The organism is bacterium (genome assembly GCA_018830565.1).
Taxonomy (GTDB): Bacteria; UBA9089; JAHJRX01; order JAHJRX01; family JAHJRX01; genus JAHJRX01.
The window spans coordinates 1-18,785 of record JAHJRX010000029.1 but is presented as its reverse complement, the minus strand read 5'-3'; the positions used below and the strand labels follow the sequence as shown (position 1 = coordinate 18,785).

Here is an 18,785-nt window from a genome sequence, read left to right as displayed (position 1 = left end):
TAAGAAAGGTGCATATTCTTCCATTGGATCACCCTTGGAGGAAGTTTAAAATAAACCCATATAAAAGATCATTTTTATCTAATACAAAATAGGACATTTCTATTTAACGGAAAACAGGACATTTTCATTTTGCTGTTACAAACATCAAAAAAATAGTTGACAAATAAAACTTTATGTGTAATAATAAAATTAAGTTTATAATATCTTTATAATATAATATTATAGGTTTTAATGGGAGGGGGAAGTACCTATTGTAAGTAAGATACAGTAGGTACTTTTATATTATTCTTAATATTATTCTTAGGTAATAAGAATAGTAAGGAATAGATAATGCAAGTTCATTTTTATGAACCCTCCCTTAGGGCTTATAGGTTAAACAATAATTGGGTAAAAGAACAAGAAAAGGTTCTGGAAAAGTTATCTTTAGGCTACCGTATTAATAAAGCAGCCGATGACCCCTCAGGTCTTGCTGTCTCGGAAAAGTTACGGACTCAAGTTAATGGATATACTCAAGCTCTTCAAAACTCCTTAGATGGTATTTCCCTCCTTCAAACTTCAGATGGTATTGCTGACGCTCTTCACGGTATGATGCAACGTATTCGTGTTTTAACTATTCAAGGAAGTAATGGTGTCTATGATTCTGGCTGTCGGGAGGCTATTCAACAAGAGATTGATCAGATCAAGGAAGCCATTATTGGAGCTACAGAAAGTATTAATTTTAATACCATGTCTTTATTGTCTAATGAAATTAATCCAAATGAAGACAAAGAACTTCAATTACATACCGGAGCACATAAAAATAATACTTTCAAGATTAATTTAGTTAATGCTAAGAAAATAGCTTTAGATTATCTAGATTCCATAGATGTCAGTTCCTCAGCCCTTAGCGAAGAAGGTATTTCCAAACTTAGTGAGGCTATCAATAAGTTATCTGAAGGAAGAGGAGTGATTGGAGCTCAACAAAATAACTTAGAAAATCACATTAAGGCAATTCAGGTAGCTCATTACACTCACGCTCGTTCTGAATCACTAATAAGAGATGCCGATATGGCTTATGAAAAAATGATCTTGATGAGAAATGAGATTCTTGTAAATGCTGGTACTTCTATGTCTGCTCAAGCTAATGTAAATTACAAGAATGTCTTATCAGTTCTTCCTACTTAATGGATAATTTTTTTGTTCCTTTGTTCTTACCGGTTAATCATTTACCTAACCCAAAACCTTTTTATTACTATCTGGCTTGGCAGATAGCAATAAAAGTTCAGAAATATATTCACCTTGCCTTCTCAGAGGTTAATTCTATTGTTCTTTTTAAGTCTTGTCTTAGGTGGTCAGGTAAGTCTGGAATTTCTGGGTCTAAAAATCCTCTTACAATCAAGGAGGTAGCTTCGTCTTCTGTTAGACCTCGACTCATCAAGTAACAAAGTTGAGCTTCTTCAATCTTTCCAATAGCTGCCTCATGAGATAACTCACACCCCTCGCATCTTGCAGAAAGCTCTGGAATAGCATTAATGATGGCCTTATTGCTCAAGAGAAGACCCCGGCAATCAAGGTGGGCTTTAGTCTCAGCCTTTTCTCCTATCAGGTGACCTCTACTAGTTATCTGGCTTTCCTCTTTAGCCACAATTCTGGTAGTAATCTCAGCTCGAGAGCCTTTTGCAGAAAGGATAACCCTTGCTCCCATGTCAATTAAGGAGTTTTTCTGGCCATAGAGTAGAGTATGATACCTGGCCCGAGCGTTTTCACCAACACAAAACGCATTGGGGTACATCTGTAAGCTTTTGACTGGCTTAAGACAGATATAGTTAGAAATAAATGTTCCTCCAGCTTCGATGATAGCACCTGTTCTTGGTCTTACATCCACATCTTCTGCCCAGCTATGGATCATGGTAAAGGTGATGGTGGCTCCTTTCTTGACGTAAAATTCAGAGATACCAATATGCATTCCAGAGGAAACCAGAGGATGAGTGGTGCAACCAGCAATAATAGAAAGTTCTGAGTTTTCTTCAGCGATAATAATATTATGTACAGGCTGAAGCAAGTTCTGCGTACCAATAAACAAGCAGGCTTGGACAGGAAGGGTTAATTTAACGCCAGGTTTGGTTCGAATAAAGTAGCCACCTTGCTGATGGGTTCTTACTTGGGCGGTGTATTTATCGGCATCCACCGCTACAGTCTTCCAATAATATTCCTGAAGCCAGTCATAACGCTTAAGAGCTTGGGGGGTACTCTCTATCTCTAATCCTTCTATCTCCTTTTTCTGGCAGGTAAGAATAACTGAGTGGTCCTGTTGAAAAAATGTTCCCGAACGTTTATTCTCATCGGGGGATAGACCAACAATATTAGCTTTAGCCGCAACATCTGACGATAGCTGGGTAAGCGAGGATATAACTGGAATCTTTCTCGTTACCTCTTTAAACCGCTCCATATTTACATCAGAACCAAGTGTTGCTGGCTTATCCTTAGCGTCTTCTGCCTTTTTATCTAACTCCTCTTTCCAGTTCATCTCTTCATCTCCTTTTCTATTATCTCCTTTTCTATTACCTTCTTCTCCATTATCTCCTTCTCTATCTTATCTTTTATTCCTGGTGGACATAACCCTAAATACTCGCAATAACCTCTTTCCTCAAGCCGGGTAAACATCTCAAATGGTTCACCGCTTTTTACAATTACCCCACCACACATTATATGGGCAAAATCAGGCTTTAGATAAGAGAGGATATGCCTATAATGAGTGACAACCAGACAGGCACAATGATTTTCTTGAATATATTCACTTAAATCTCTACCAATCATCTTAAGAGAATCAATATCTACACCCGAATCTACCTCATCTAAGACCATTAATTTTGGCTTTTGGGCAAAAACCTGGGCTAATTCTGATCGCTTCCGCTCCCCTCCTGAAAAACCTACATTTACATCCCGCTGGCAAAATAGTTCTGGGGGAAGACCAACCTTTTGGAGGAATGAAGTAGCTACTTCTTCTTTACCTCCTTTCCAGACAGGCTCACCGGCTGATAACCTGATTAAATCCCTCAGTTTCACCCCCCTTATCTCAGGTGGTGATTGGAAAGAGATAGCCAGACCTAATTTTACCCTTTCGTAAATTGGTTTAAGGTTTAATTCTTCTCCAGCCAATTTGAGCTTTCCTTTTACTATCTTATAATGGGGATAGCCCAAAAGGCTCATAATTAAACTGCTTTTTCCAGAACCATTGGGACCCATCAATATATGGACTTCCCCTTCTTCAATATTCAGATTAACCCCATTCAGCACTTTTTTTCCATTAATCTCAACAAACAAATTTTCTATTTCTAAAAGTTTCATCTTAATTTCTCCATTCCTAATTTAGTTACCCCTTACCAGAAAGAGTCTTTTATTGTCTGGTTACCTTAAGCTTTTCTTGCTATCTCACTAAAGGCAGAATAAAGGTATTCAACTTGTTCCCAAGTAAGCCCATAAGTAGAGAGCTTAAACCAATTAGTTTGACCTGGTTTTATTCCAGTTATTCCTCTCTTTTCTAACTCATAATAAATAAAATAGCCTTTTTTGCGCTCTTTTTCAGCCATCTTACTAAAGAGAGGAGTCTTTAGCCTAATTAAATCATGTTCTTTAGGTCTTACCCCAAGCTGCTCAATCTCTCCCAAGGACTCCATTCTTTCTACCAGCCAACGGGCTTTTTTCACCTCTTCCTCCCAATGCTTGACTCTCTCCTTGACATAAGGGAAGGCAGTGATCAAGCAAGCACTAGCTTCTGAACGGGCAGTACAACCCAAAAGTTCAATATCTTTCTTAGGATATTTGATAGACTTTCTAAATAGTCTATCGATCCACTTTTCAGTAGTAGCTAAAACGCCAATCGTCCCCGGGATACCAAATCCCTTATGGCAGGAAGTAACCACAAAGTCAGCTAAGAGTTCTTTTCCTTTAACCTCCATTCTACCAGCAGTATAAGCCGAGTTAAGAAGAAATGGCACCTGGTACTCCTGACATATTTTACCTACCTCGTAGGCGTTAACTAAATTACCATACTCTCCATCCACATGGGTAAGCAAAGCGAGTTTTGGTGGCTTTCCTGTTTCTTTTAAGACTTGTTCAAAGGTTTCCCGGTATACCTCTGGTCTGATCTCATATTCAGGATAGTCGGTATTTCTTACTTCATAAACCCTGACACCAGCTCGCTCTGCGGCTACATAAGTGCTATAGTGTCGATTGGAGTCAACGACAATCACCTCTCCTGGGGAGAGTAATGCATGGATCACGGCAAACTTTCCCTCACGAGCGCCATTAGTTAATCTTGCCTCATCCATGCCAAGAAAATCAGCCAGATCTTTAGTTAACTGACAGATAGGGGGTTTTTCAATCAGATGAAGAACACCTTTACAGTAATCACAAACCGAATATCCGTCAATAAAGCTTGTGGCAGTGAGCCTTACAGCGGCATTCGTTCTTCCCCCGGTCTGAAGAGGATTCAGGTTTAGGTAACATTCCTCCCTTGTTCTAATTAGGTTCATATAGATTCCTCTAATTTACCTAATGTTTCCTTGGCTTTTTGAAGAAGCTGCTTCACTTCTTCTTTTTCTTCTGGGTTAAACTTATGAAGAGGTGCTTTTTGCCTAAGAATATCCCTGAATTTTTCTATCAATTCTAGTGTCTCAAAAACCTGATCTACTTTCATTTTTATAAGTTTATAACACCTGTTAATAAAAATTTGACCTAGAGCAAATTAATTTAATTCCAAACAAAATAACTTCTCTTTAAAATAAGCCGCGATAAAGAGACCTTAATTCTTCCAAAGGAACTAGAAAGAAAGGAAATCTTCGATTTTCAGCCATCAGCTTATCTTTTAATAATCTCTCTTTGATCATGATAGTCCCTTCTAAATCTTTAATCTGAGAGGCTATTAAGCTTCGTAATTCCTCATTAATTAGAGAAAGTTTTTGGTATAAATGAGTTCTTTTCTTTTTTTCCTTGACCTGATCAAGGTTATTAAGCAAGCTTTCTTTCTCCTTAACTAACCTCTTTACTCCGGCTATAGATAAATCTACAAATTCTTGGGAATTGAACTTCATTTTTCTCAAGTTATCTTGTAATTCCTTAACTTCTTGGTTAGTAACCAAAGGAAGATTGAAATTTAAATATAAAGTGGCACTAGCTACTCCATATGGAGGAAGGGAAACAGAAAAAATCTCCTCACTTAGTCTGTCATTTATCTCTTCATATCCTGCTCCCCCCACCCCGTGAATCCAAAGATCACAGAAAAACAATCGCATAAATAAGGTAATCATTAAAGCTTTAGGTCGGAGTTTATAGCCCTTATCTTTAAGCTCTCTATTTATCTTAACCAGAGATTCGATCTTCTTAAGTTTAAGGAAAGTATAATTAATCTCTAAAATTTCCTTATTTAGAGTGCCAAGAAAAGCCTTTTGGCCATGAAATTTTAAGAATAAAGAAGATCTTGGCTCCTTAACCCTCCAGATCCAAAAAGGTAATTCAATAAGATCAGAAGAAATTTTTAAATTAGGGAAAGGAGTGAGCCGGTGGCTGATCTTTTTTTCTTGGCGGTAATTTTCTAATAATTTATTATAAGTAAGTCCAAATTCTCTCCCTAAGGATAAGATCAAGGCAAAGAAATAAGCAAAAGTTAAAGTTTCACTTAAAGAAGATAAAAACACCTCTTGATGTTTAAAATTTAACCTCTCTTCAAATTTTCTTTTAGAAAAAGTTACTAATTGACCTAAGTTATGGGAAGCTAAAGAAGCTCGATAAGTATCTTCTTCGTAAAGACTTAAAGTTAGTAAGTTTTCTTTAGGGAATATTTTTGAACATTTCTCTTTTAGCTGACTAAACCACTGCTTAAGCTCCTCTTGGTGGGGTAAGGGCATCTCTTCAAAAGCCAGATCTTTCTTAACTTGGGGAAATCTCATCTCCTCCCAAGATAATCTTTTCTCTTGAAAGTCTGGCCAAAAGGTAGCTTGATGATGGTTAAAAGCATCAGTATCAATGACTAAATTTATTCCTAAATAACCATGCTTCTCTAAAAGAGCATTAATTACCATTTCCTTAAAAAATATTCCCGGATGGTATAAAATAGGTTGATGACCGGTGCCAACAATAACCTCTTTATTATTTGCAGATCTATCTTTCTCTATCACCTCTCTTCTGAGATCGTCTCGAAGTCTGGAGAAAGGTAATCCTTTAATCTCGAGATCTTTAAGCCTGGCTTGATTAGCTTCAGCTATTTCTGCCAGTTTGCCCAAGGAAGGAACAAGGATAAACTCTTTATTCTTCAAAGGGATAGAATATTTCATCTAAATTAAGTCAAATATACTACTTATACCTACGGTTTCTTTGCTTATAAAGGCCTCACCAAAGCTCCTCTTAATTAAACTACCTAAATATTCACTTTGTTTCCTTAAATAATCAAAGATAGGAGAATTCTTCTCATTATCAATAAACTGATTATCAATAAACTGATTATCAATAAACTGATTATCAATAAACTGAGACTGATAGGCTTTTAAAGATTCTATCTTTTTTGAAAAATCTTCACTGACATCCATAATAAATGAGGGTTTAATGCTTAAGCGAAGATGAAAAGGATAAAAGTAGTATATCTTTTCTATCTCTAAAGGTTGGCCAGGAAGATCGGATTTAGTTAATTTACTATAAAAAACTGCGGCTTCACTTAATTGAGAAGCTGCAATATGGTCTGGATGTCGATCTACCCAATAATGAGCAAAAACAATCTTTGGTCTGATCTTTCTAATTTGGCCAGCTATTTCTTTTCTATTTTCAATAGTATCAAGGAGATATCTATTGGGAAGCGAAAGAATAGATCTTTCTACCTTTAAAATCTTAGCGCTTTCCAAGCTCTCTTTGAGGCGCAATTCTTTAGATCCATAAGGCGTTGGCTCGCCGTCGGTTAGATCAAGAATGGCTGCTTTAAAGCCTAATCTGACTAATTTGGCGATAGTTGCCCCCATGCCTAATTCGACATCATCAGGATGGGCTCCGATAGCTAAGACATCGATCATGTTCTTTTTTTATGACCTCCAAATAGTATTTCAACCTCTCTCGAGAGGAAGAAAAAGCTCCTTTAAAGTTTCTATCCAATGACTTATAGACTAAAGGTACCGGAACCTCTTTTACCGTAAGTCCCAAGAAAGAAGCTTGGATCCATAGTTGAAGAGGAAAGCCATAGCCATACTCGGTCAAGCTCAGCTTCTTAAGACTTTCTATCCTATAACCTTTAAATCCACAAAATGAATCGGTCAGGTGATACTTAGTATGTTGACATATTATTTGAGTAATGGCCTTATTTATCTTCAACCTATCTGGCGGAGGCTTGGAAACATAAGGAGAATTAGGTAAGTATCTACTTCCTGAAACGATATCAAAGCTCTCTAATTCTTGAAAGAAACTAGAAAGATAAGCTGGTTCGTGTTGACCATCACAGTCCATAGTTACTAAATACTTATAATTATTCTCTATGGCAAATAAAAATCCATCAATTAGAGATTTGCCATAACCTTGATTTTGAGAATGATTAATTAAAAAATTTATCTTAAAATTTATCTTAGCTTTATCTAATATCTTAGCGGTATCATCGGTAGAACCATCATTAACTACTAAGATATTCATATCTTGAACTAAAGATAACTTACTTAATACTTCTGCAACGGTATCTTCTTCATTATAAACAGGTAGGATTAATAATCTTTCTCTCATCTTTGTTAATGTTTTATCAATGTCTAACTGTCAAGTAGCAGTTACCAGAAAATAACATTAAACTTGAGGAAAGAGGAAGAAAGAAATTAAGGATTCTCATTAGTGCTTTCACTTATCCACTTTAGGTATTCTTGATTTCCTCCTATGATAGGTAAGGCAATTATCTCTGGAACTTTATAACTATGAATCCCTTTGACTAATTTTATAATCTCCTCTAAAAACTTCTCTTGGGTCTTTATGACCAAGAGAGCTTCTTTGGAAGAGTCGATCTTCCCCTGCCACCAAAATAATGAAAAGACTCCAGAGACAATATTAACGCAAGCTACTTTCTTTTCGTTTAGTAATCGATGGGCAATATCTTTTGCTTCTTCATAGGTAGGGGTAGTAATAAAGATAACCAGATAAGATAATTTTTCCATGCTTTACTCCATATCTTTCTTTTTAGGAAATTCCTGGCTAAATAAAGCCCCAGTAGGACAAGAGATCACGCATTCTCCACAACCATCACAATTGGTAGAAGCTAAATTAAGCTCAAATGGTGGCTCCACAATGGTTTCAAATCCTCGTTTAGTAAAACTTAGAGCTCCAATCTTCTTTATTTCTAGGCAAATACGAACACACTGGCCACAACGAATACATTTGTTTGGATCACGGGTAATCTTAGGGTGAGATGCATCTAAAAGATACTTGTGTTTTGCTCCTGTCTTAAACTTTTCTAGATCAGCCTCATATTCTAAGCCATACTTTCTTAAACTACATTCTTCTACTACCTTACATCCACACTCTAAACAACGAGAAGCTTCTTTTTTTGCTTCTTCTTCGCTTAAACCTAACTCTACCTCTTTAAAATTAGAAAGCCTCAAGGATAGATCTAATTCAGGCATTTTTACTCTCGCCTTTCTTTCTATCTCTTCATATTCACTCTTGTCTATCTCTTCTAATCTTCCTTTACTTACGGTAAAAAGCAGCTTAAAGTCACTAAGTTCTTCTTTCTTTAAGTATCTATCTATAGAGATAGCTGCCTTTTTCCCAGAAGCAATAGCTTCTATCACCGTAGCTGCTCCGGTAACTACATCTCCACCAGCAAACACTCCTTTTGAATTAGTCAAATAAGACCCCTTGACTGCCACTGTTCCTCTCTTGCTAATTTCAATTCCTTCTCTTTTTAAGACCTCTACTTGAGGAAATTGACCAACAGCGGCAATAATAAAGTCCAGCTTGATGATAAATTCAGAATTAAGAATAGGCACCGGCCTTCTGCGGCCACTTTTATCTAACTCTCCTAATTCCATCTTTAGACACTCTAAAGCCACTACCTTTCCATCTTCTCCTATTGCTTTTACTGGCGCTGATAAGAAGTGAAACTTTACTCCTTCATGTTTTGCTTCTTTAATTTCTATCTCATTAGCTGGCATCTCTTTTTCTGTTCTTCGATAAATAATAATAACCTCCGTAGCTCCCAAGCGAAGAGCGCTACGAGCAGCATCAATGGCGGTATTACCCCCACCAATTACCGCTACTCTCCCTCTTAATTTAACTTCTTTTCCAAGACCAAGATCACGTAAAAATGTCACGCCAAATAAAACCCCAGCTAACTCTTCTCCTTCTATTTCTAACTTATAATCACCATGAGAACCTAAACCAATAAATATGGCTTGGTACTCCCTTTTTAGGTCTTCTAAAGTGAAATTAAATCCTAAAGCCAGGTTGGTCTTAACCTTCACTCCTAAATCAGTAATCTTCTTAATCTCATCATCTAATATCTTCTTAGGTAATCTATATTCTGGAATACCATAACGAAGCATTCCTCCAAGTTTAGGCAGGGCTTCGTAAACAGTACAACTGTGGCCATTCAGAGATAAATAATAAGCGGCGGATAAAGAAGCCGGTCCTCCACCAATTAAAGCTACTCTTTGACCAGAACTTTCTTTAACTTCTGGCCCCAGAGAACCATTTTGATGATCATAGTCAGCTATAAATCTCTTTACAAAATCTATCGCTACTGGTTCATCGACCACCTTTCGACGACAAGCTTCTTCGCATGGCCTCACGCAAACTCGACCACAAACCAAGGGCAGAGGATTATTTTCCTTGATCACCTTAATGGCTTCTTGATAGTTTCCTTCTCTGGCTAAAGATAAATATCTCTTAATATCTATTTCGGCTGGACAAGTGCTTTGGCACGGAGGTAAGCAATCGCCATAATGGTCAGAAAGTAAAAGTTCTAAGCATAATCTTCGAGCCTGATTAATATTAGATGTTTTAGTTCTGATGATCATACCTTCTCGTACCTTAGTAGCACAAGAAGGAACTAAATTTTTAACCCCTTCTACTTCCACGACACAAAGCCAACAAGAACCAAAGGGATCAAGCCTTTTTTCATAACAGAGAGTAGGAATATCAATTTGATTCTCTTTGGCTACTGCTAAAATAGTAGCTTCCTCTTGGACTTGAATATCTTTTCCATCTAAATTTATCTTGACCATTCTTTACTTCCTAAATCTTTATTCTCTTTATTCTATAGCCGCAAATTTACAAGCCGTAAAACAACTCTTACACTTAATACATTTGTTCTTATCTATCCAAGCTACTTGTTTTTTCTCCCATTTTATAGCCTGGGTAGGACAAACCTTAGCGCATTTTCCACATTTTTTGCAAAGTTCTACCATAACTTCAAATTTAAGCAAAGCCTTACAAGCACGAGCCGGACATCTTTTTTCTTTAATGTGAGCTTGGTATTCATCTTTAAAATACTTAAGGGTAGTTAAAACAGGATTAGGAGCGGTTTGCCCTAAGCCACATAAAGAGGTGGTTTTTATTCTTAAAGCTAACTCTTCTAAAGACTCTATATCCCCTTCTTTGCCCTCTCCTTCAGTAATTCGGTCTAACACCTCTAACATTCGTCTGGTGCCCACTCGACAAAAAGTACACTTGCCGCAAGATTCATCTTGGGTAAAATTTAAGAAAAACTTAGCGATATCTACCATGCAAGTAGTTTCATCCATCACTACCAAGCCGCCAGAACCCATAATTGCTCCGGTAGCCGTAATAGAATCATAATCGACGGGAGTATCAATTAAACTTTCGGGAAGACACCCCCCGGAAGGACCACCTAACTGGACAGCTTTAAATTTTCGACCTTCTTTAATTCCTCCTCCGATATTAAAGACGATCTCTCTTAAGGTTAACCCCATCGGTACTTCTATCAAGCCAGTATTATTAATCTTGCCGACTAAAGAAAAGATTTTTGTTCCTTTACTCTTCTCAGTTCCAATGCTGGCATACCAATCCACCCCTCGATTAATTATTAAAGGCACATTAGCCCAGGTCTCGACATTATTGATATTGGTAGGTTTTTCCCACAAACCAGAAAGAGCTGGAAAAGGTGGTCGAATTCTGGGCATACCTCTTTTGCCTTCAAGGGAGGCAATTAAAGCAGTCTCTTCTCCGCAAACAAAAGCTCCTGCCCCTTCTTTAATCTGAAGGGCAAAATTAAACCCGCTCCCTAAGATATCTTCCCCTAAAAGTCCTTTTTCCTTGGCTCTTAAAATAGCTAGACCTACATTTTGAACAGCTAAAGGATATTCTGCTCGAACATAGATGTAACCTTCTTGACTACCAATGGCATAAGCTCCTATCAGCATACCTTCTAAGATAGAGTGAGGATTTCCTTCCAGTAAACTTCGGTCCATATAAGCTCCTGGATCGCCTTCATCGGCATTACAAATAACATATTTAAACTCTTCAGGTGCTTTCTTAGTAAAGCTCCATTTCATTCCAGTGGGAAAGCCACCTCCACCTCTTCCTCGCAGTCCTGATTTAGTGATTTCTTCTATTACCTCTTCTGGTTTCATAGAAGTAAGAACTCTTTCTAAAGCCTTGTATCCTCCTGAGGATAGATAATCATCAATATTAGTAGGGTCAACTTCACCGTTCATCCCGAAGATAATTCTTTGTTGATGCTTATAAAAAGGGACATCTTTTTCTAAGATAATCTTTTTTTTAGTTAGGGGGTCTTGATAAAGAAGTCGATCTATAATCTCGTCTTCTTTAACCGATCTTTGGATAATCTCTGAAACATCTTCTTTTTTTACTCGTTGATAAAAAACTCCCTTGGGATGAATAACCACTAAGGTTCCTTTTTCGCAAAAGCCATGGCAACCAGTAACCTTAACCGCTACCTTTTCGGCTAAGCCTTGTTTTTTTACCTCTTCTTCAAAGGCTGCTACTACCTGCATACATCCATAAGAGCGGCAAGCTGTCCCTCCACATAAAGTTACTAAGATCTTATTTTTATCTCTCTCTCTTCTTTCTTTGAGCTTATCTCTATAATCCCTTAATTCTTTAATGCTCTTTAATTTTTCCATCTTAATCCTTCTATACCCAAATAAATTGTGATTGCAAAAAAAACTTAAGCATAAGTCTTAAGAATTGGCAAGATTTCCTCGGCCGTTAATCTTCCATAAGCTTGGTCATTAATCGTTAAGACTGGAGCTAAAGCACAACAACCAAGACAACAGACGTTTTGAAGAGTAAACTTCAAATCTTTAGTCGTCTCCCCTTTTTTAATCTCTAATGCTCTGGCAATAGTCTCGGTAATCTCTCTGGCTCCTCCCACATGGCAAGCTGTTCCATGGCAGACATTGATGATATTTTTACCTACCGGACTAAGTTTAAATTGAGTATAAAAGGTTACTACTCCATAAACTTCAGCCGGAAGGATCTTTAATTCATCAGCTATTCTTTCCATCGCCTCTTTAGAAAGATAACCATCTAAGCTTTGGACTCTTTGTAAAATCGGAATGAGTCCTTCTCTTTGACCTTTATACCTCAACAAGATCTCCTGGAATTTTTCCTCTTTTTCTCTTTCTCGGCATTGACATAAAGTCATTATTTCTTCCTTATCAAAAAAGTTTTTTTAAAGTAATATAAATAATGTGAGTGTCCATCAGTATCATTGCCGTAACTCCCAATCATCTTGGGCTACGGGTTCTGTAGGGTCAATATACTTGATTACTTTACCACGCAAGGATAAAGGAACGGATTTGCACACTTCTTCCTTCCAACCCAGGATGATGACCTCAACCAATTCTCCCTCTCGAAACGGGAGAGCATTGAGATGTAATACACCGTTTATCGCAACTCTTTTTTCAATTCGATAAGCTTCCATTGATAGCCTCTTATTTCATGTATTATTCTAAACCGTCTAACGCTTGAGTTCAGCGGCGGCTTTGCCGCCGTCCGCTGTAACAACTTGTTATGGTTTAATATTATTTTCATACAAGTCAGCTATTGGAAAACAAAGATCATAATCATTCCATTCTATATCGCCAAGGTCCAATTTAAATTTTTTAAACTCATTGAGATCCAAGTATTTTCTTATTAATGGATTTAAAGAATTAGCTAATAAGGGATAAAAATCAATAGATTGTTCTGTATTATCATTGAACAATAAAGTAACTTTATATCCACCCAAATATTCAGCCTTTTTAATTGTGATAACTTGCCCTTCTGTAATCATATTACCCTCTTCTCAATGCTTTCACATAAAACTTCCTTATGTAACACAAAGTAATCTATCCATTTCTGAACTATTTTGTCGGTATAGACATTAACAAAATCTTCAAAGTCCTTTAAGATTTTTGGTGGTAATGGCTCTCGCCCTTTTACAGATTTTATTACAATTTTTACAACCTTCCCATTATCAATCATAATCTCTGCCTTGGATTCCTTTCCTTGATATTTACCATGAACATGAACAGGTTCATGTTCATTGCTGTAAAAGAGAATTACAATACCAAAATAAACATAAATTTTAGGCATAGCTAATTTTCTCTATTTCTATTTTATTTGTATAAATAACATATATTTTTCTTTTTGTAAATTACTTTTTAACAATTTTTGCTGGATAACTGGATACTGGATAAATCTAGATAATTATTAACAAATAGTTGACAATAAAAAAACATATGATACTCTTTATAAAAGAGCAATAAACTTAGTGACTAAAAGCCAGTATTTTCTGGGTATATTTTTTCTGAGTATATTTATAAATGAAAGGATTTAGGAAATGGCTAAAATATTAATTGTTGATGATGAAAAAGACTTAGCCGGTATATTAGGGATTATCCTCAAACAAGAAGGATACCAGGTTACACCAGTGTTAGATGGGTATCAAGCTTTGGAGGAAATAAAAAAGACTCCTTATGACCTTATCCTGATGGATATTCGATTACCGGGGATAAATGGAGTAGAGACATTTATTCAAATCAAAGAGATTAACCCAGAAGTAAGGGTGATTATGATGACCGGATTTGCAATGGAAGATTTAATTGAGGAAGCACTGGCTAAAGGGGCTTATGCCTGCATCCATAAACCATTTGACCCGGTAAAATTAATAGAATTAATCCAAAAGATCCTTAGCCAAGACAAAAAGGTAGTCTTAATTGCTAATGGTGATAACAAGACCAGAAAAGAGGTAGAGGTTAGCCTTAGTGAAAAAGGTTATCGGATTTACTTTGCCCAGGGTAAGGATGAGATGTTAGCAAAACTTAAAGCTAACCACTATGATTGTATCTTACTCAATTTATCTCTGCCCGGGATAAATGGACTTGCTATCCTAAGGAAGGTAAAGCAGGTGTCTCCTGATGCAGTGGTGATTATAATGACAGATTATGATTTGCCTGAGATGGTCAGGAAAGCCAAAAAGCTATCTACTTATGCCTGTATCAAGAAGCCAATTAATATTGATGAATTAATAAAACTTCTCCAAGAGATAAAGCTGTAGCCTAACATTATAGGGTGGCTATTGGCAGGAGAGAAGTCGGGGAATACGCCAGGATGAGATCCTGGGCTACAACAATTTGTGATGATCCGAAAAGGAGGTATCTAAAATGTCTATCCAAAAAACAACTAAGCGAAGTTTCCCGAGCCCATTTGAGGTCCAAACACCAGAAGGCGCCCAGGGCTGGGAAAAGATGTATCCTTACTACCTTTTATTTAGCCAGGAATGCAGGGAATTTGAGGAAAGGTTCTGGTTTTGCGATACCATGCATCACACAACCCCTTTATACCCATTTGATTGTTTCACTGCTGAGAGTTGGGGGCCTGCCTTAGGAGCCTATAATTCACGGATATTTATTGTCCCGCCTGCCCTTGGTATAGCCCAACGGGTGCTGAACGGCTATCTGTATATCTCACCAATTTCAGTGGATAATCCCGATGAGATAAAGATAAGGATACAGGATTTTTCAGAACGGGCAGGCTTTTACTACCAGAATTGGGATACCCTTTATGCCAGATGGAAAGAGAAGGTAACCGTAGAGATTGAGGAATTAAAAAAACTAACAATTCCACATCTGCCTGAAAAAGAGGATATATCTTTAGTCAAGAATGCTGTTGGTATTTCTACCGGATTTCGGCTGCAAGAGGCATACAACAGGCTTTTAGAAAGTATGATGCGTGTCTGGGCTTACCACTTTGAGTTTTTAAATCTCGGCTATGCAGCTTTCCTTGATTTCTCATGCTTTATGAAGACAGCCTTCCCGGATATCTCTGAACAGACTATTACCCAGATGGTAGCTGGCATTGATGTTATCCTTTTTAGACCAGATACTGAGCTAAGAAGGCTGGCCAAACACGCTCTTAGCCTTAACCTGCAAAATATATTTCTCGATACGGCAAGTGTTGATCAACTCCTCTCAAAACTTGAGGCAAATGAGGGAGGTAAGCAATGGTTAGATAGCCTTGAAGCAGTCAAAGACCCCTGGTTTTACTTCAACTCTGGCACAGGCTTCTACCACACACCAAGAAGCTGGATCGATGACCTCTCAGTACCATTTTCTGCTATTAAAGGGTATATTAAAAAGATCCTTGCCGGGCAAGAGATAGAAAGAAAAACAGAGGAGATAAAGAAGGAGGCAGAGCGATTAAAGGATGGATATGCCAAGCTTCTCAAGACAGAGGAGGATAAAAAGGCATTTATGGAGAAGCTTTCTTTAGCCAAAACAGTTTTTCCGTATGTTGAGGAGCATAATTTTTATGTTGAGCACTGGCATCATACCATCTTCTGGAATAAAATGAGACAGTTATCCAGGGTTTTTATTGAAAATAACTTTTTTCAGGATGAGGAGGATATCTTTTACCTGAATAGATATGAAATCTCTCAGGCCCTATATGAGTTATGCTCCACCTGGGCAATTGGTTCTGTCCCGAGGGGACCTAAGTATTGGCCAGAGAAGATAAACCAGAGGAAGAAAATAATCTCAGCCCTGTCAAGATACCAGCCTATTCCAGCTTTAGGCACCCCACCTGAGAAAATAACCGAGCCATTCACCATTATGCTCTGGGGGGTTGTCTCGGAGAGAATAGAGGCCTGGCTTGAGTCTCAAACCACCGGCACAAAAGGAGGAGCCTTGATCAAGGGGCATCCTGCCTCCCCGGGAGTTGCAGAAGGGAAAGCCATAATCATATTGTCGGTAGAGGATCTTGATAAAATAAAGGAAGGCGAGGTAATGGTTTGTCCGATAACCACACCTTCCTGGACACCTATCTTTTCAAAAATAGCCGCCGTGGTCACCAATGTTGGCGGCGTGATGAGTCATGCGGCTATAGTCTGCCGGGAATATGGAATACCAGCTGTTGTTGGCACCGGCTTTGCTACCCAACTGATTAAGACAGGACAACTCGTAAGGGTTGATGGGAAGAGGGGGATAGTAGAGGTATTAGAATAGTGGAAATATGGTGAGGTGCAATCAAGTAAAACAAGTTGGCCAAAAAACATTATTTGAAATCCCAGATTACCTTAATGATTTACTTGGCAAAACTGTTTAAAGTGAGGCTAGACCATTTTAAGGCAAAACCATATGGGAGGGATGAAATGGTAGAGAGAAAAAATTTAAGAAATCATGAGTTTACAGTCCTGATTGAACAAGATGAAGATGGGTATTATGTAGCTACAGTTCCAGCTTTAAAAAGTTGTTACACTCAGGCTAAAACCATGGAAGAGCTTTATCCAAGGATCAGGGAAGTAATTAAACTTTGTCTTGAAGAAGAAAAACCTGTCCTGATGAAATTTATCGGTCTTCAGCAAGTTAAAGTCGAAGCGGGCAAAACTTTATAGACTGGCTGCAAAATAAAAAAGTAGCTTCTGCAACTCGCATAAAATCAAAATGTGATTTTGCGGCAACTCTTATGAATAGAATGCCAACAATTACAACTAAATTAATGATCAGGTTTCTACATAATTTGGGCTTTGAACAAGTAAGACAAAAGGGAAGCCATAAGTTTTTCAGACATGCTGATGGAAGAACAGCTACAGTTGCAGATCATAAAGGAGAAGATTCAGGGAAAGGAATAACTAATAAAATCTTAAAAGATACTGAAGTTACAAAAGAGAACTTCCTCAATTGGTCTCGAACTAATTAAGAACTTGACTATGCAAGAAAATGCTTATATAATTTGGGAATATGATCAGACAATAGCAGAACAAATAGGGAATAAAGCTGCAAAACTTGGAGAATTGAGAAAGATAGGGATAAAAATACCAGCAGGGTTTATTCTCACCAAAGCGGCCTTTCTGGATTTTATTACTGCTAACGGGATTTATACCAAACTTAACAAACTACTCACTCATCTACCCTTCCAACCAGAAGGAATTAAGAAGAGTAGCCAGAGGATGAGTGAACTCTTTGCAGATAGTTATATCCCAACACAAATTATAGATGAACTGGCATCTGCCGGTAATATTTTATCAGCTAAAACCTTTGCTGTCAGGTCTTCCTCATGCATAGAGGATTTAGATCAAGCAAGCTTTGCCGGGCTTTATGATACCTTTCATAATGTCTCACCGGGGAATGAGCTGATTGAAGGTGTTAAGAGATGCTGGCAGAGTGCCTTTAGTTTACGGGCATTAGCCTATCTGAAGAGGTTAGATTTGCCGATTAAAGACCTCAAGGATCTATCGATGGCGGTTATCATCCAACAAATGATTAACTCAAGACTTGCCGGGGTAATGTTTACTGTCCACCCGGCAACCGGTGATGCCTCGAAGATATTGATTGAGTATTCGGCTGGACTGGGTGATTCTGTCGTTTCTGGGGAAATCACCCCTCACTCGATCTTGATTGACAAGATTACTAATCAGGTGTCAAGGATCGGGGAGCAGGGGTCAGCAAATTTGCTTGAAGAAAGATATATTTACCAGCTAACAGGGTTGGCCAGAAAGATTGAAGAACATTTTGGGTCTTATCAAGATATTGAATGGGCAATTGATAGTAATTCCGCGGAGATTATTATTTTGCAGGCCAGACCTGAAACCGTCTGGAATAAAAGACCTCAAGTGCCGTTCCATAAACCAGGACAGACGGTCTTTAGCTTTATCTCAGAGGTAAAATTATAATTGTAAATCTTCGCCGTAGTAGCCCAGCATTCTATATGCAATCTGATAAATTAGTTGTATATCCACCCCCTAACCCCCGCCAGCGGGGGACATCCACAAGTCTATCCCCCGCTGGCGGGGGTTAGGGGGTGGATTTTCCCTACGAGGTATGTCAACTTAATTAATGGATTGCATATAAGTTTTGATTATAGTAGTTATTAACGAAAACCGGACATAGGAAATAATACCGAGTAATAAAAGATAAACTCGTTGGCACTCAATTAATTTGCTTTATGTCAAATTTTCATTCAGCAATTCTAATTATGACTCACTAACGATGGTTAGGTAAAGTAACAATCTTGAATAGTGGGTTAAGTGCACTCCGCGCCATATTATTGATTTTATTGTGGCGGCGGTTGACCCGAAGAAGGGTGAAACGATTTGTGATCCTGCTTGCGGAACGGCTGGATTTTTGATTTCCGCTTATAAACATATTCTCAAACAACACGGAATCCCCCTTAATCCCCCTTTGATAAACTTATTATGTCCCACAAATTTTACTGGACAAATGAATTGAAATATTGTATAAAAGAGGGTATGAATAACAATAAGATTTCAGTAAACCAAGAAAAGGGGAGTCAACAGAGGTTAGACACCATAATAGGTCGGAATATTG

At 37.8% G+C, this 18,785-nt stretch carries 19 protein-coding genes and 1 pseudogene; 7 read left to right on the top strand and 13 right to left on the bottom strand.

Going from position 1 to position 18,785, the window contains the following annotated elements; translation table 11 throughout:
• The first annotated feature begins 330 nt into the window (after window positions 1–330).
• On the top strand, window positions 331–1,164 hold the full coding sequence (locus KJ849_02285; GenBank protein ID MBU2599389.1) for a flagellin: 834 nt from the start codon (window positions 331–333) through the stop codon (window positions 1,162–1,164).
• A gap of 109 nt (window positions 1,165–1,273) precedes the next feature.
• Here KJ849_02285 and KJ849_02280 read toward each other — a convergent pair whose 3' ends face one another.
• From KJ849_02280 to KJ849_02220, 13 genes are all read right to left on the bottom strand, one after another.
• A complete protein-coding gene (locus KJ849_02280; protein ID MBU2599388.1) occupies window positions 1,274–2,506 on the bottom strand; it encodes a SufD family Fe-S cluster assembly protein in 1,233 nt (410 codons plus the stop codon).
• Entirely contained in the window at window positions 2,503–3,327 is an 825-nt protein-coding gene (gene sufC / locus KJ849_02275; protein ID MBU2599387.1) for a Fe-S cluster assembly ATPase SufC, read from the bottom strand. Before sufC ends, KJ849_02280 begins: the two co-directional genes overlap by 4 nt.
• Window positions 3,328–3,392: 65 nt before the next feature.
• Window positions 3,393–4,514 carry an O-phospho-L-seryl-tRNA:Cys-tRNA synthase gene (gene pscS, locus KJ849_02270; protein ID MBU2599386.1) on the bottom strand — a complete coding sequence of 374 codons (1,122 nt, stop codon included), beginning with the start codon at window positions 4,512–4,514 and terminating at the stop codon, window positions 3,393–3,395.
• A gap of 243 nt (window positions 4,515–4,757) precedes the next feature.
• Window positions 4,758–6,311 carry a hypothetical protein gene (locus KJ849_02265; GenBank protein ID MBU2599385.1) on the bottom strand — a complete coding sequence of 518 codons (1,554 nt, stop codon included), beginning with the start codon at window positions 6,309–6,311 and terminating at the stop codon, window positions 4,758–4,760.
• The gene (gene bshB1, locus KJ849_02260; protein ID MBU2599384.1) at window positions 6,312–7,037 is read right to left on the bottom strand and encodes a bacillithiol biosynthesis deacetylase BshB1; all 726 of its coding nucleotides are present in this window, start codon (window positions 7,035–7,037) and stop codon (window positions 6,312–6,314) included.
• Window positions 7,003–7,731: a glycosyltransferase family 2 protein gene (locus KJ849_02255; GenBank protein MBU2599383.1), complete on the bottom strand. Its 729-nt coding sequence runs from the start codon at window positions 7,729–7,731 to the stop codon at window positions 7,003–7,005. Before KJ849_02255 ends, bshB1 begins: the two co-directional genes overlap by 35 nt.
• An 86-nt stretch (window positions 7,732–7,817) precedes the next feature.
• The gene (locus KJ849_02250; GenBank protein MBU2599382.1) at window positions 7,818–8,150 is read right to left on the bottom strand and encodes a divalent-cation tolerance protein CutA; all 333 of its coding nucleotides are present in this window, start codon (window positions 8,148–8,150) and stop codon (window positions 7,818–7,820) included.
• 3 nt (window positions 8,151–8,153) lie between these two features.
• Window positions 8,154–10,217: an FAD-dependent oxidoreductase gene (locus tag KJ849_02245; protein MBU2599381.1), complete on the bottom strand. Its 2,064-nt coding sequence runs from the start codon at window positions 10,215–10,217 to the stop codon at window positions 8,154–8,156.
• Window positions 10,218–10,244: 27 nt separating this feature from the next.
• A complete protein-coding gene (gene nuoF, locus KJ849_02240; GenBank protein ID MBU2599380.1) occupies window positions 10,245–12,098 on the bottom strand; it encodes an NADH-quinone oxidoreductase subunit NuoF in 1,854 nt (617 codons plus the stop codon).
• Between the two features lie 44 nt (window positions 12,099–12,142).
• On the bottom strand, window positions 12,143–12,622 hold the full coding sequence (gene nuoE, locus KJ849_02235; protein MBU2599379.1) for an NADH-quinone oxidoreductase subunit NuoE: 480 nt from the start codon (window positions 12,620–12,622) through the stop codon (window positions 12,143–12,145).
• Window positions 12,623–12,685: 63 nt separating this feature from the next.
• Entirely contained in the window at window positions 12,686–12,901 is a 216-nt protein-coding gene (locus KJ849_02230; GenBank protein ID MBU2599378.1) for a hypothetical protein, read from the bottom strand.
• Window positions 12,902–12,988: 87 nt separating this feature from the next.
• On the bottom strand, window positions 12,989–13,252 hold the full coding sequence (locus KJ849_02225; GenBank protein ID MBU2599377.1) for a DUF2442 domain-containing protein: 264 nt from the start codon (window positions 13,250–13,252) through the stop codon (window positions 12,989–12,991).
• Window positions 13,249–13,554 carry a DUF4160 domain-containing protein gene (locus KJ849_02220; protein MBU2599376.1) on the bottom strand — a complete coding sequence of 102 codons (306 nt, stop codon included), beginning with the start codon at window positions 13,552–13,554 and terminating at the stop codon, window positions 13,249–13,251. Before KJ849_02220 ends, KJ849_02225 begins: the two co-directional genes overlap by 4 nt.
• A 247-nt stretch (window positions 13,555–13,801) precedes the next feature.
• Here KJ849_02220 and KJ849_02215 point away from each other — a divergent pair, with 247 nt between their 5' ends.
• The 6 genes and pseudogenes from KJ849_02215 (at window position 13,802) to KJ849_02190 (ending at window position 18,617) form a co-directional block, all read left to right on the top strand.
• Window positions 13,802–14,518: a response regulator gene (locus KJ849_02215; GenBank protein MBU2599375.1), complete on the top strand. Its 717-nt coding sequence runs from the start codon at window positions 13,802–13,804 to the stop codon at window positions 14,516–14,518.
• 106 nt (window positions 14,519–14,624) lie between these two features.
• Window positions 14,625–16,463, top strand: coding sequence for a PEP-utilizing enzyme, mobile region (locus KJ849_02210; protein ID MBU2599374.1), 1,839 nt, complete (start codon window positions 14,625–14,627; stop codon window positions 16,461–16,463).
• A 146-nt stretch (window positions 16,464–16,609) separates the two neighbouring features.
• On the top strand, window positions 16,610–16,852 hold the full coding sequence (locus KJ849_02205) for a type II toxin-antitoxin system HicB family antitoxin (GenBank protein MBU2599373.1): 243 nt from the start codon (window positions 16,610–16,612) through the stop codon (window positions 16,850–16,852).
• Between the two features lie 71 nt (window positions 16,853–16,923).
• Complete coding sequence (locus tag KJ849_02200) at window positions 16,924–17,157, top strand: type II toxin-antitoxin system HicA family toxin (GenBank protein MBU2599372.1); 234 nt, start codon at window positions 16,924–16,926, stop codon at window positions 17,155–17,157.
• Window positions 17,158–17,167: 10 nt separating this feature from the next.
• Window positions 17,168–18,130: a PEP/pyruvate-binding domain-containing protein gene (locus KJ849_02195; protein MBU2599371.1), complete on the top strand. Its 963-nt coding sequence runs from the start codon at window positions 17,168–17,170 to the stop codon at window positions 18,128–18,130.
• Window positions 18,131–18,482: 352 nt separating this feature from the next.
• Window positions 18,483–18,617 (top strand): annotated as a pseudogene (locus KJ849_02190) (N-6 DNA methylase).
• Window positions 18,618–18,785: the final 168 nt, after the last annotated feature.

Coding starts and splice junctions, on each gene's coding strand:
- KJ849_02285 (MBU2599389.1), top strand. CDS start 331: ATGCAAGTTCATTTTTATGAACCCTCCCTTAGGGCTTATAGGTTAAAC.
- KJ849_02280 (MBU2599388.1), bottom strand. CDS start 2,506: ATGAACTGGAAAGAGGAGTTAGATAAAAAGGCAGAAGACGCTAAGGAT.
- sufC (MBU2599387.1), bottom strand. CDS start 3,327: ATGAAACTTTTAGAAATAGAAAATTTGTTTGTTGAGATTAATGGAAAA.
- pscS (MBU2599386.1), bottom strand. CDS start 4,514: ATGAACCTAATTAGAACAAGGGAGGAATGTTACCTAAACCTGAATCCT.
- KJ849_02265 (MBU2599385.1), bottom strand. CDS start 6,311: ATGAAATATTCTATCCCTTTGAAGAATAAAGAGTTTATCCTTGTTCCT.
- bshB1 (MBU2599384.1), bottom strand. CDS start 7,037: ATGATCGATGTCTTAGCTATCGGAGCCCATCCTGATGATGTCGAATTA.
- KJ849_02255 (MBU2599383.1), bottom strand. CDS start 7,731: ATGAGAGAAAGATTATTAATCCTACCTGTTTATAATGAAGAAGATACC.
- KJ849_02250 (MBU2599382.1), bottom strand. CDS start 8,150: ATGGAAAAATTATCTTATCTGGTTATCTTTATTACTACCCCTACCTAT.
- KJ849_02245 (MBU2599381.1), bottom strand. CDS start 10,217: ATGGTCAAGATAAATTTAGATGGAAAAGATATTCAAGTCCAAGAGGAA.
- nuoF (MBU2599380.1), bottom strand. CDS start 12,098: ATGGAAAAATTAAAGAGCATTAAAGAATTAAGGGATTATAGAGATAAG.
- nuoE (MBU2599379.1), bottom strand. CDS start 12,622: ATGACTTTATGTCAATGCCGAGAAAGAGAAAAAGAGGAAAAATTCCAG.
- KJ849_02230 (MBU2599378.1), bottom strand. CDS start 12,901: ATGGAAGCTTATCGAATTGAAAAAAGAGTTGCGATAAACGGTGTATTA.
- KJ849_02225 (MBU2599377.1), bottom strand. CDS start 13,252: ATGATTACAGAAGGGCAAGTTATCACAATTAAAAAGGCTGAATATTTG.
- KJ849_02220 (MBU2599376.1), bottom strand. CDS start 13,554: ATGCCTAAAATTTATGTTTATTTTGGTATTGTAATTCTCTTTTACAGC.
- KJ849_02215 (MBU2599375.1), top strand. CDS start 13,802: ATGGCTAAAATATTAATTGTTGATGATGAAAAAGACTTAGCCGGTATA.
- KJ849_02210 (MBU2599374.1), top strand. CDS start 14,625: ATGTCTATCCAAAAAACAACTAAGCGAAGTTTCCCGAGCCCATTTGAG.
- KJ849_02205 (MBU2599373.1), top strand. CDS start 16,610: ATGGTAGAGAGAAAAAATTTAAGAAATCATGAGTTTACAGTCCTGATT.
- KJ849_02200 (MBU2599372.1), top strand. CDS start 16,924: ATGAATAGAATGCCAACAATTACAACTAAATTAATGATCAGGTTTCTA.
- KJ849_02195 (MBU2599371.1), top strand. CDS start 17,168: ATGCAAGAAAATGCTTATATAATTTGGGAATATGATCAGACAATAGCA.